The organism is Paenibacillus sp. Soil766 (assembly GCF_001428105.1).
Taxonomy (GTDB): domain Bacteria; phylum Bacillota; class Bacilli; order Paenibacillales; family NBRC-103111; genus Paenibacillus_E.
Window position 1 is genome coordinate 168072 of the sequence record NZ_LMSJ01000005.1, and the last position, 14108, is coordinate 182179.

At 45.6% G+C, this 14108-nt stretch carries 6 protein-coding genes; all 6 read left to right on the forward strand.

Translation table 11 applies throughout. From position 1 onward, the window contains the following. Positions 1-4: 4 nt before the first annotated feature. The 6 genes from ASG89_RS05320 to ASG89_RS05345 all read left to right on the forward strand — a co-directional run bounded on the left by ASG89_RS05320 (position 5) and on the right by ASG89_RS05345 (position 13961). Positions 5-3157, forward strand: coding sequence for a hypothetical protein (locus ASG89_RS05320; RefSeq protein ID WP_057309400.1), 3153 nt, complete (start codon positions 5-7; stop codon positions 3155-3157). Between the two features lie 210 nt (positions 3158-3367). After that, the gene (locus tag ASG89_RS05325; protein ID WP_057309402.1) at positions 3368-4654 is read left to right on the forward strand and encodes a Gfo/Idh/MocA family oxidoreductase; all 1287 of its coding nucleotides are present in this window, start codon (positions 3368-3370) and stop codon (positions 4652-4654) included. Between the two features lie 30 nt (positions 4655-4684). Further along, positions 4685-6676 carry an alpha/beta hydrolase family protein gene (locus tag ASG89_RS05330; RefSeq protein WP_057309404.1) on the forward strand — a complete coding sequence of 664 codons (1992 nt, stop codon included), beginning with the start codon at positions 4685-4687 and terminating at the stop codon, positions 6674-6676. A 13-nt stretch (positions 6677-6689) separates the two neighbouring features. Beyond that, positions 6690-8603 (forward strand): ABC transporter ATP-binding protein, encoded by a 1914-nt coding sequence (locus ASG89_RS05335; protein WP_235549615.1) that lies wholly within the window; start codon positions 6690-6692, stop codon positions 8601-8603. 109 nt (positions 8604-8712) lie between these two features. After that, positions 8713-10023: an ABC transporter substrate-binding protein gene (locus tag ASG89_RS05340; RefSeq protein ID WP_057309408.1), complete on the forward strand. Its 1311-nt coding sequence runs from the start codon at positions 8713-8715 to the stop codon at positions 10021-10023. 71 nt (positions 10024-10094) lie between these two features. After that, complete coding sequence (locus ASG89_RS05345; RefSeq protein WP_235549616.1) at positions 10095-13961, forward strand: hypothetical protein; 3867 nt, start codon at positions 10095-10097, stop codon at positions 13959-13961. The last annotated feature ends 147 nt before the right edge of the window (positions 13962-14108 follow it).

Genomic DNA, 14108 nt, shown 5'->3' on the forward strand with positions numbered 1-14108 from the left:
TCGAATGAATAAACAACTTGCACTATTCTTATCGCTGTTACTCTTCTGTTACTGCTTAACGCCATTGGCTTATGCGGAGGAAGCAACATCGCAAAATGCAACAATTGCGACGCCATCTACAGTGACTACACCTGCGACATCGCATGCAACAACAGCTCCTACATCGTCAGTCACCTCAGATACGTTTCTGGCTGACCAGCTCGCAGACTTGAAAAGCAGCTCGAAGGATGACAGGAAAAAGATTACTTCTTTGTTAAAAATCGAAGCGATCGAAACAGCATCTGAAACCTCATTCGGTTCAGAGCAACAAATCACGCGTGAGCAACTGGCGAAAACCGTCGCCATCGTTTTAGGATTACGTATAGATAGCATGGTCAAAACTTCGAGTTTCACTGACGTACAATGGAATGATCCTGCGCTTCTTTATATCGAAGCTTTGAAGAACTCGGCTCTCACCTATGATGTAAAAGATACGTATAATCCTGCCGGACAAGTGACCCGCCAAGAACTCGCCATGCTGCTAATCAAAGGACTTGGTTTGGATGAGAAAGCTCAGGCAGAGACACCAAGTAAAGACGAATCTGTTGACACTGCGTATAAGAGCTATGTTGCCTACGCAATTAAACAAAAAATTATGATGAACCAGGCGGATGGAAAATTCGGCGGAAATACCGCTGTTTCTAAAAAAGTATTTGCATTAGCAGCGTATGATGCTATGCAACTGCATAAGACAACAGCTAAACCTGCTAAAGCTTCTATTGCCGAAGTCAAGTTAATTGGGACAGGTAAAATATCCGTCAGACTTAATCGAGATGTCGATGTGAACAAAGCCGTCTTGAATATTACGAAATACGGCTCGGATACAGCATTGCCATCCAGCACCGAATGGGCAGATGACAATACTAACGCCACGCTCGAAATGGATCCATTAACGTATAGCAAATATACAGTAGAATTATCAGGTTTGGATGCTGGCAGCATGGATAAGAATAAACTTGAGTTCATTTCTGAAGTCGGACAGATTCAAAAATTGGAAATTGTTACCTCAACAGAAAAGCTTCCTAAATCCAAGGTAAGAATCGAGTTCAAAGCGACAAATAAGTATGGTGAGGATGTGATTCTGTCGGCAAGTGATTTGAATATCACAGTTGGAGCTCAGAATCGCAAAGTAGACTTTTATCCTGGTGATAATGCTTTTACCATTGATTTAAGCAAAGAATTAATGGGCAGCAAAGTGATCGTTTCGATGCTGGAAAAACGCAGCTTCAAGACAGCAAGTAAAACGTTCATCGTTGGAGATATTCCGATTGTATCTAAGGTTGAAATCGGAGATTTGAAGATACCCGGTGGACAGTTGATCTTTAAGGCTGGTGTCAGAGCTTATCTCCAATTGAAAGCCTATGATCAAAATGAGTTTCCCGTTACAGATATCAGCATGTTAAACATGGGAATTCATAAGTCTTTTACCGCAACGGGAAATGTCATTAATCAATCAAATGGAAATGATTTCGTTGACTTTGACAATGATGGTTTTCCGGAATTGCAGTTGGAGGCCAGTACGGATTTAGACGGCGATAAGGAAGTAATCGTCAACTTATTCAGTGCGGGTGAGCAGGTATCAACCACAATCAATGTAACAGCATTCAAAACACCTGCTACTGTGGAAATCAAACCATTAGCGGAACCGGCGGCGGAAGGTGACGTTGAGAAATTGTTCGGATTGGTTATCAAGGATTCAACCGGCTACGAGTTTAGTACTGCCGAAATTGTAGAGGCGGAAACAACAGGTAGAATTTCAGTTTACGCCACAGGAGGTATCGTGTTGGAAGCAGATACGCAGACACGTACAGATCCTGTATCTGGTTTAAAAAGACAAGTGGCAATTAGATCAACGGATGGTCAAATTCGTGCCAAAGAGATAAAAGCTGCAGGTCCAGCAACCATTAATGTTCGATTGAACGCACTAAATGAAGTGGTCACGCTGCCCTTAAATATTGAGAAGCCTCGCAAGCCTAACACCATTAAACTCGATGCAGAGAGTTCTGTGAGTGTTACATTATTTAATGGGGTAAAACCATCAACGACATTTAGAATTTATGATCAGTACGATATTGAATACAGCGTATCCAATTTGGATTACATGGTTGAAATGAAACTTGAAAAAATTAGTGGAGATACAGGAGCTATTACCGCCACATCCGGAGCAGTTACTCTTTCTGATGCAGTTCCTACACTAATGAGAGATGTCAGTCAAATAGCAGGCAAAAGTATCACTGTCACACCACATGCAACATTGAAGGGAAGTTATCGCTTAATCGCTACATTAGTTCAAGTTGACAGTAATCTGCAAATCGTAGAGATGTTAGACTCCCTTTCCGTATCATTGAATGTCGTAGACATTAAAAAAGCGGATCTTGTCTACTGGTTAGACATGGGAGACGGCTTAAATGCAGCCGGAAAATTATATTACGATTGGGGAAATACGAAGAGCGTTACGGATGCGACATACTTATTCGCTAACACCAGTTACAGGCTCGCTGGTAAAGATGTCGTAGTTGGTGTCAAAGACAGCTCAGGCTATAAAGTCTCCTACACGCCAAAGGTCAAGTGGTTAGCCGTTAGTAATCCGAATATCATTGCATTTAACGGCGATCCTGCAAGTCCTAAGTTTATTGGTATTAATGCAGGTAAAACAACCTTGAAGGTTTTCTTCGATACACCGAACGGACAAAAAGATCTTTCCATAGAATACCCGATCTCTGGCGATCCTATGGATGTAACTGAACTTAAAATTAATCAAACCTCGCCAAAAAATGTATCCGGCGGGGCTACACTGGCATTGAACAACCTTTTTGTCTGGGACACGAAACTGATGGGACAGATTCAAGTCGTTTCCAATTACGGCAGTTTCGTAAATCAAAATACGCAAGATCAGATTACACCAGTTAATAATATTCTCCAAGCCAAAATGTGGGTTAGTGATATTGTTTACACGGCAGGAACGACTGCGGCTCAGCAAGATACGATCGCGATCGGCAATGACTTTAGAATCACATATAATCGTGTTGGCAGTACGACTGCCAATAATATTAAACAATTTACGATAAACTTTGCTTCGCAAGACCAATACAGAACATTTATCGTTGTCCTTCAATAATGGTTCGATTAGGCTGCCTCAGTAGTAGATCATCTACTATTGAGGCAGTTTTTAGTATTTATCTTTCTTATACGCATTGTGCGTATTGCTGGAGGAAAGCCCGCTCGCTATATCCCTTCGACAGGATTGACCTATAATCAAGATCGTATTTACTAATTCTTTGACCTTAGCATCTTTGTATACTTAACCTAAGATTGGAGGGCGAATACATTGGCAAGAAAAAGATATGTCATCTGCGGCGTAAGTACAAGAGCGAACGGTATGTTCATCAAGCACATGCTGGAAACCTTTCAGTCGCATTGTGAAATTGTTGGATTGCTTGACGCAGACCCCGGACGTTTTACGAATTGTTTCAAGAAATTCCCGACGTTGAACGGATTGCCGGTTTACATGCCCGATCAATTCGAACAAATGGTCCTGGAAACGAGCCCTGATGTCGTTATTGTCGCAGGCGCGGACCATACCCACGCGGATTACATTGTAAAAGGATTGGAACACCATCTTGATGTCATTTCGGAAAAACCGATGGTCACAAGTGGTTCAGATTGCAAACGCGTTCTGGATGCGCAGAACAATAGCAGGGGAAAGCTATATGTGACTTTTAATTACCGTTATTCTCCGGTTCACACGAGAATTAAAGAGTTGATCCTTGAAGGCAGAGTTGGAAGGGTGACATCGGTCGATTTAAATTGGTATCTCGATACCTATCATGGTGCCAGTTATTTTAAAAGATGGAATCGTAGAAGAGACAATTCCGGTGGATTGTCTGTACATAAGAGCACCCACCATATTGATCTTGTCAATTGGTGGATTGATCAAAAGCCCGTGGAGGCTTTTGCATACGGAGCATTGAATTATTTCGGTCCAGAGGGCGAGCTCAATCCACGCAAGGAAGATGGCAGGCACTGCGGAACATGCCATGTCAAGCAGAATTGCGCGTATTTCATGAGATGGTCTACTCGGAGCAAAGAGGTTGTACCAGAAGACGATCATTTGACGAATATGGTGATTGAGCCTGGCAGTAACATTGCTTACCGTGCTGACAGCTGTATATTCGATTCAGACATCGATATTGAGGATACATACGCTGCAGTTGTTAAGTATAACAAAGGTGCGATGATGAGTTATTCCGTTAACTTTTCGCTGCCTTATGAAGGATATCGACTGGCTATTAACGGGACAAAGGGGAGAATCGAAACGCAAGAAGTCCTCTCCAAGCGGTCAACGAATCAGATATTTGAACAAACCATTGATTATTTTCCACTGTTTGGCGGGAAAGAAACGATTCATGTGGTACCTCGGCCAGGCGGACATGGGGGCGGGGATCCTCTCATCTTGGAAGACTTGTTCTTAGGAGCAGATCCGCTCCGTCCCTATGAGATTATGGCAGGAGCTGAAGCAGGAGCTGCTTCTGTGTTGACAGGCGAAGCAATTTGGAAGTCCGTTCAATCAGGCATGCCTGTACGTATTGCCGACCTGTTAGTTTCATCGAATTAAGTAGTAAGAAATAAGGGGGAGCTTAATGCTGTGTATGAGAAATTAGAGAATGTGGGAATCGCCCATTTTGATGTCAAAAGCCAGCTTCCTCGCTGGGTTTACGAATCCGCAATGAGGGCAGCAGAGAAGGGTGTAGAGGCGCGCTCGGCCATCAGGAATAAGACAGAACTTAAGCTGAGGCAGCAAGAGATCCGTATTGGTCTTGAACGCTGCATCGGCGGTATGCCTCCCTCGGATACTCCGTTAAATCCGATAGTTACTGGAACGGTAATAGGGAACGGCTTCCGTGTTGAAAAGATCATTTTCGAACCAAGGCCACATGTCTATGCGACTGCCAATTTATATATACCCGATGGGGTAACAGACCCCCGTGGAACAGTGCTTCTTCTATGTGGTCATCGCGAACAAGCGAAACATTGTGATGAATATCAAACGGTTTGCCATTATTTGGTTCATTCGGGTTTAATCGTCATGTCGTTAGATCCCGTCGGTCAAGGAGAAAGGTTCGGATTTTATGATCCTGAAACGAAACTGGCTCCGATGACCAGCGTTACTGAGCATGAAAATGTCGGGCGGCAGTGTATGCCGTTAGGGGATAGCTTAGCCCGTTACATGCTCCATGACGCCGTAAGGGCGATTGATTATTTATGCACCCGGCCAGAGGTTGATCCGAAACGTATAGGTGTGACAGGTCATTCAGGCGGCGGAACACAGACTTCGCTGGTTATGATGTACGATCATCGTATTGCCGCAGCGGCGCCAGGCGGATTTATTATGAACCGACATTACTTTCTGCTGACCGGCAAAGCCCAGGATGCTGAACAGAAATGGCCTGGTTTCTCAGCACTCGGATTTGACCATGAAGACATTGTTTTGGCGATGGCACCAAAGCCTGTGCGAATTCTTGCAACGACGTATGACTCCGTTCCTATAGAAGGACCAAGGCATACTGTAGCTATAAACCGAAGATTTTGGGAGATGTACGGCAAAAGTGAAGATCTTGACATTTTCGAAGATGAAAATGTTCATCGCTTTACGATTCCCTTAGCACGTGCGGCGGCACAGTTTTTCTCCAAGCATTTGCTTGGACGCACAGTTGAAAATGTTACGGAAGAAATCAAATTGATCCCTGCTCAGCAGCTATGGTGCACACAAAGCGGGCAGGTCATCGGCGAGATTACGCATGCTCAAAGTACACACGTTGAAAATAGGGGCCGGCTAGCGATATTTGAAGGATCACGCCAAGCAATGGAGGAAGACGAGCGTAAAAAGCAAGCAATCGAATGGCTTCGAAAACGTGTATTTTCGGGAAGAGAGCTATGCGACCTTAACCCGCGTCCTTCCGGCGGAGGAGAAATAGCGAATATGTGGATAATCCGTAAAATCTGGTGGAGCCAGACAGGATTATTAAACCATGGTTTGCAATTTTTCGACTCAAAGCTTGCGGGTGCTAAACTTCCTGTTACCATCGCCATTTGGGACGGCGGATCAAACCAGCTCCAACAGCATGCCAAGTGGATTGAAGAAACGACCGCTTCCGGCCGGCTGGCGATGGTACTCAATCCAACTGGGATTGGGCCGCTTCTTCCACATTTGAATTCACCAACGGATAAACCGTTCAAACGATTCGGGATGATGGACAGATATACCGACGAATTAATGTGGTTGGGCGATAGCATGGCCGCACTGCGAACTTATGATGTGTTGCGAGCCGTGGAGCTTGCTTGTGAATCGACCAATATCGATCCCTCGGACATTCGATTATATGGAAACGGACGATATGCGATTTACGCTGGCTTGGCTGCTTTACTTGATGAACGAGTCCGCCAGGTTAGCATGGAAAATCGAATGACCAGTATCTCTGATTGGATTAAGGAACCTTTTTACGATGAAATGGATTCTTTAAGCTTTATTTTACCCCATATGCTCCGATATTTTGATCTTCCTGATATGGATAGATGGCTTGCCGATGCTGGCAAACTTTGTGATTCTACACTTGTTGGAAGTGATGTTGTGAATTGAGGGGGGGATGAGGTTGCCTAATCATAGAAGTCCTCAACTTGTACGGCGCTATATCACATTTTTGAAACCTTACCGGTTGTATATTCTGACGATTATTGTTCTGGGCATTCTACAATTCGCAGCTCCTTTGACTGTACCCTGGATGACGAAGATTATGGTTGATGAAGTGCTTCCGCAAAAAGAGAGCGTATGGTCCCTGCATAAGGTTATCATGATTTTGGCTTGCGTCTATCTGTTTAGTATAGCGACCAACTTCTTTCGCCAATATGTAACGGCAAAAATGGGTAATTCCATGATTATAGATATCCGGTTTCAGTTATATCAACATATGCAGAAGCTTTCCCAGCGTTATTACGACAGTCGCCAAGTAGGGAGCATTCTGTCCCGTATCCTTAATGATGTGAACGGCGCTCAAAACTTGGTCGGCGGAGGGGTTATCAACTTGTTGATTGACCTCTTTCTTGTCCTCTTCGCCGGATTTATGCTTTTTAGTATGGATTGGAAACTTGCCTTGCTATCCTTATGGCTTCTACCCTTTTATTACTTAACGTTTACGAATCTTAATGTACGGATTCGTTATGCTTGGCGGTCTGTCCATCGACAGATGGAGCGAATCTCCGGTGTATTGGTGGAGCGGATCTCAGCTATGAAGGTCGTTCAAGCGTTTAATCGAGAAAGGGTCGAGCTTAATCGATTTAAGAATCAAGCCACTGATCACTACGCCTATACGATGTCTGCTCACCTCTTGTCTAATGCACTAGGCCGTATCAGCCAAACCTTCCAAGACGCAGGAGGCCTGATTATCTGGTTTGTAGGGGGGAGCATGGTGATCGGAGGAAGGATGTCCGTTGGGGAATTGATCGCGTTCCAAGCCTATTTGTCCCAGCTGTATGGTCCCATTCAACGATTTTCTGATATCAATGTCACGATTCAAAATTCGCTGACGAACGTTGAAAGGATTTTTGAGGTATTTGACATTCAACCGGACATTCGAAATAAGGAGAACCCTCTTCCATTGAAAGATTGTCAAGGCGAGATTGAATTTGATCAAGTCAGTTTCGAGTATGTCATCGAAAGACCCGAGCGGCAAGGCGAAGCTCACCAGAGGGATCAGGATAGAATGCCGAGCATAAAGCCTGACAAGCGTTTCTATTGGATTCCGCCTAGAACAAAAACGAATCCGCCTCCACTTGTCTTGGAGAAAAGAAAGGCACTAAGGCGGGTTAGTTTCCATGCGAAAAGCGGGGATGTCGTGGCGCTTGTCGGCCCAAGCGGTGGCGGAAAGTCCACCATTATTCATTTAATTCCCCGTTTCTATGATCCGGACGAAGGCAAGGTTTTGCTGGATGGGATGGATTTACGAGATTACGACTTAGAAGATGTACGCAACCATATCGCTCTCGTGCTTCAGGACAATATATTGTTCTCTGGAACAGTTTACGAGAATATCGCCTATAGCAACCCCAATGCTACCCGTGACGAAGTATACATGGCAGCAAAGTCAGCTAATGCCCATGAATTCATTGAAGAGTGGGAACAGCAGTATGATACTGTCATCGGGGAACGCGGGGTCCGACTCTCAGGTGGGCAAAAACAACGGATCGCAATAGCACGAGCACTTCTTAAAAACCCTCGAATCCTAATCTTGGATGAGGCGACTTCTGCGTTGGATGCGGAGTCAGAATTCTTGGTTACGGAAGCCTTGGAAAGATTGATGACAAACAGAACGACGTTTGTCATAGCGCATCGTCTGGCTACGGTTGTTCGGGCAGATCAAATACTTGTCGTAGACCGGGGGCGGATTGTGGAGCAAGGCAAACACCAAGAGCTGCTTGCTCAAAATGGCTTATATCGTGAGTTATACGATAAGCAGCTGAAGGCAATGAGACCTGAAGAATTGAATTTAGCGCAGAAGTTGAAAGTATGATGAGCCTATATATATGAAATACCACCCAATGAAAGCGCTGCAAATTTCTATTAAAGTAAGATTATTGAAAGTTATACGAAAGCACAACTCTAAGGAGGTTCAAAGAAGTATGAAAAAATATCTTAAAGCATCCTTGTTGATCGTGACAGCAATCACTGTAATTGCAGGCTGTGAATCGGAGCCTACAGCACAACAATCTCCGAGTGTAGACACCGCAAAGAAAGCACCAGATAACGAAATTTTCATCTATACGGTGTACCCTGCTTTCTACGCAAAAGAAGAAAATTACGAGAAGCAAATCGGGCAGTACCTGAAGAAAAAGTTTCCGGATCTCTCCTTTAAACATGTTCATTGGGATAATCCAGGCAGACAGTATAAGGACCTGATCGCGGCTGGTACGATTCCCGACATTATCATCGAGAATTCGAGCGGCAACTTTGAAAAGAGCATAATTCAGAATGATCTCCAATACGATATGACCGACTTGATCAAAAAATATAATTTTGATACGACCAAATTAAACCCAGCGGCTATGGCGAAAATGAAAAATAAGACGCCGGAAGGAAAAATATACGGGTTGCCATATCAATTAAGCGATTTCGTGCTTTTCTACAACAAGGATATTTTTGATAAATTCGGAGTTGATTATCCCAAAGATGGCATGACCTATGATGAAGTTTATGAATTGGCTAAAAAACTGACGCGTGTAGAAGGCGAAAATACGTATAAGGGCTATCAGCAGCATCCAGGTTTGTATATGACGTATAATCAACTCGGGTTATCACCGTTCAGTTTGACCGAGGAAAAGGCCGTACTGGCAACAGATGGATGGAAGAAGGAAGTTGACAACCTAAGACGCTTCTACGAAATTCCGGCCAATCAATTTACTTCCGTTGACGATTTCCCTAAAGGGAATATGGCAATGAGTGTGCACGTTTCCGAGAAAATTGTGCAGTGGTATGAGCAAAATAAAAACCTGAATTTTGATATCGCCGCCATGCCGTCTTTCTCCGATGCTCCTAATACGAAAGCACAGCCTAATATGTATGCGGCATTTATTACGAAGCAATCCACGAAGAAGGACCAGGCGTTCCAAGTTATCCAATACATGCTTTCCGAAGAGATGCAGGTCAATTTAGCCAAAGAAGGCATTATCGGCTCGTTGCAAACCCCAGCGGTTCAAGAAGCGTTTGGGAAAAACCTGCCACAAATGCAGGGTAAACATGTTCAGTCGATCTTTTACGGTCAAAATGCGATGCCTCCAGCAGCACGTGCGAGCGGCTTAACCTATGTTGATGTGCCGCTCCATAATGTATTCTCTCCTTTGATTTTTGGAGAATCCAAAGATTCAATGACCGCGCTGCGGATGATTGAAGAACAAACAACCAAAGGTATTCAAACAGAGAAAGCTAGCAAATAAATGAAGATTGTTGAAACTCCAGTTTGAGGACTGGAGTTTTTTCTCGAAGTTACGAGGAGGAAGAATCACGAATGATGAACGTATCCCAATTGCAACAAAGTTTTACTCAGGCAGATCCGCGATTCGGACCGGTCCCCTTCTGGTGGTGGAGTGCGGAAGAAGTAACGCCGGAACGGATTCGCTGGCAGATGAAAAAGTTTCGAGACGGAGGGCTGCGCAACATCGGCATTATTAATTTGGCACCTACCGGACCGCAGTACGGTTCGGTGAGCGATCTTCCGGTGTATGCTAGCGAAGATTGGTGGTCCATGTTCGAAGTAGCCTTGCGTGAAGCGGAGCGATTGGGCATGTTCCTGTGGTTTTACGATCAAATTGGATTCTCCGGATCCAACATGCCGTCTCGTATTGTTACGGAGCAGCCGGATATGGCTGGATATCAATTATGCCGTTTCACTCGTGGCGAGGAGATGCCCAAATTATCGGAAGTCCTGTTTGAGAACAATGAGTATGTTTATGCTACAGTACGTCAAGGCTTCAATTGGCTCGACCCTCATGCAACGGAACAATTACTTAACCGGATTCACGGTGAAATGGAGCGACGGTTCCCGAATGATCTCGGCAGGACGATAGCGGGAAGCTTCCAAGATGAACTTCCCCCGCTTCCACTGTGGACACCTGAGTTGATGTCTCGTTACAAGGAAAGATATAAAGAAGATCTAACGCCTCTGTTACCCGCATTGTTCGATCAACTACCTGGATATGAACAAGTGCGTCGCCGTGTATACCGTCTTGCTGCTGAACTTGCCGAACAATCCTTCTTTATTCCACTCGGCGAATGGCACCGACAGCGCGGAATGCTTATTTGCTGCGATCAGGCAGGCCCAGCGAGAAGAGCCGATCCGCATGGGGCACAGCGGCTTTATTTGGATTATTTCAGGACACATCGATGGTATAACGCTTCGGGAAGCGACATGGATGGCGAGATTAAGCCGCATTCGTCAATGACGCATTTGCATGGCGGTTCACGCGTATTCTTAGAAGCCTTCCATTCCAGTGGTTGGGGAGGAACATTGGAAGAAACTATGCATTGGTTGATCCCCTGGTTTCAAGCGGGAGCAACAGTCTATAGTCCTCATGCCGTATATTATAGCACCCGAGGCGGTTGGTGGGAGTGGGCTCCGCCCGACACCGGATGGCGTCAGCCTTATTTCGAGCATTATCCGGTTTTTGCCGATACAATCAGCCGTGTTTGTTATTTATTGAGCGAGGGTACGCATGTCTGCGATGTAGCTGTGCATTATCCGTCTTATGCCATATGCGGACACATGTCTTTGACGGATGGGAAACCAAATGAGCATCCAATGGGTGTATCGAACCGTGATCCCAATCCTTATGTAGCCCATATCCAAAACGTCTATAAGAAATTAACAGGCAGCTGGAGCCGCAGAGATCATAAACAGCCAGGTGCGCTAAGAAAAGCACAAATGGATTTCGATATTGCCGATGATAGCGTCTTGCAGAAATCATCATCAGAAAATGGCAAACTTAAAATCGCGGATGAGCGTTTTTCAGTTTTGCTTCTGTGCGGAACAACCGTTATGGACGAGGAAGCACGCATACGGACCGAAGCTTGGTTGGACAAAGGCGGTTTCGTAATTGCTGTAGCTGTGCCGGAAGATGAGCAGGATCTGACTGGCGCTATCTATGTGGATTCAGCAGAAGATGCTGTTGCACTCGTGGAAAGCCGTATTCCGAGAAGGGTGGTGGGTCCGGGTGAATCCTTGCATCGTAGAATCAACGATGCAGATATCTTCTTACTGCTTCCGGAGAACGGCGCTTTGTTAAGCATGCATCAACCTGCTTGTCCGGATACCGTTGTACCAGGCTCTGCCGTTTACCGATTAAAGACGGATCACGAGCCTCAGCTTTGGGATCCGGTCAACGGAACTATGGAGTCGATTCCGTATAAACGGGAAGGCGAATGGATTGAAGTACACGCACCATTCATTTCATGGCCTGCTGCATTGATCGTATGCGCAAAGATGACAGCAGCTGTTGCTTCTACGATAAGTACGCCTGAAAACTCCCCAGTTCGTCCTTTTCCAGCACGAATCGGTCCTTTAAATACGCGTGGGAGCAGGTTGGAGCTAGCATCCAACGATTGGCGTATTCAAGTGGAGCCAACTTTGGACAATCAATATGGAGACTTTGATTTGCATGGCGAAAATAACGGACTTCTGTCAATCGAACGCCGCATGATGAATGTGCGCATAGAGAAGGAAGAGACGGAAGGAGAACATGCGGACTGGCATAAACCTGATTTGGACGAAACCAATTGGCTGACGAGGTTATGGAGCGAATCCGCTTATTGGCAGATATGTTATGGGGAAGAGTACGACGAATCACGTTCAGTTCAGAAAGTATACAGCAATGTGTTTGGCGATCTATCCATGCGTTCTTGGGCAGGTAGGATGGGGCGAGTTCCTCGACGATTTCTGAATCTAGGTGTATTGAAAAAAAGAGAGTATGTTTGGGCAAAAACATGTGTGATCGCGCCATCGGATGGACGTTTTTGGATTCGATCGGAAAGTAACTCCAACATCACGGGACGTATGAATGGAAGGGAGATTATTTGGAGCGGGGGACCCGAGGAGCAGACAGCATGGATTGAATTGCAGGAAGGAAGCAACGAGCTGCTTCTACGGGCTCAAGCTATTGGTAACGGTGTCATAAGGGCAAGCATTGAAGTTAACACGATCGCGCGTCAGCCGCTTCCAAAATGGCTATTCACCCAGAACCCTAACTTACAATCCAGCTTGATGAACCACTTCGAGAGCAGGCGTGATCAACCCTTCAAGCGGGTTCGAATCGTGTTTGCCGCTAGAGGGAGAGCCGTGCTTTATGTGAACGGAGTCAACGTGACAGAGCACGGGGACTTTAATCCTTATATCAGACAAGGTCAGGAAGAAGTCGATGTAACTGCTCTGTGGCAATTAGGCAGGAATGAAATCAGAGTTGCTTTACCCGAAGGGAAAGGGGAAGTGTTTGTAGACGGCGTCATCGAACTGCAGCATGGTGAATCTGTCTCTTTCTTTACCGGGGATCATTGGGTCGACGAACAAGGAGGTGTTCCGGGTATCCATCATTTCTCTGTTCTCCAATTTGCTGAAACGGAGTCACTATGGATTTCCCCGAGACCTCATCCGCTTCCGATTGTAGGCTGGCTTATGCCTGAATCTGTTCCTGAGCAGATACCGCTTTCTTTCTCTTCGGATCCCGCAAGCATTGGAAGGCCCATTTGGCTGCGTTTTCCGCTGCCCGTAGGAGCGAATAGCATGCGGATCGAATGCGCAGGGGAGAAGCGTGTCTGGATTAACGGCTCAGAAGTCGAAGCAACTGGAAACAATATAGAGTTCACTGCACAGCAAGCCGGTGCCTTGGCAGCAGTTAGAATAAACCCCGACGGACCATTTACGGAAGCTGCCGTTCTTCTGGCGCCAATCCGCTTCGAGACCGAGCCTGTGCAAGGGACTTTAGGTGATTGGCGAACTTCGCTTTGTCTGCCTCATCATAGCGGAGCAGTGGAGTACGAAACGGAAATTGAGACTTCCGCTCTCGTCGATGCCGAACTTGATTTAGGACATGTCAGAGGGACTGCAGAAGTTTGGGTGGACGGCGTGCCATTAGGCGTACGGCTTTGGAGGCCATATCGGTTCAAACTTCCAATCCAGCCTGCAGGCAAACATCAGCTGAGGATTAGAGTGACTAACACACTCGGTACGCACTATGAAATCGGTAAGCCAACAAGTCTGGTAGGAGGAAATCCTGACATAACCTACTGGAACCGAGAGCGGAGCGAGGAGGAAACAGGTTGGCAGGAATGGTTCCCTACGGGGGGATTATATGGGCCAGTCGAGATCATCTTAGCTGATGAATAAGCCATATTGACTGGGGAATTTGAAGATTCATGGGTAAAGGCCAATAAGCCGGTATTACGTAAGTTAACGTGTACCGGCTTATTTGTAAAAGAGTAAACAACCTATAATCATGGAATTAATGCCCTATGAAGGTGGATTTATTTTAGT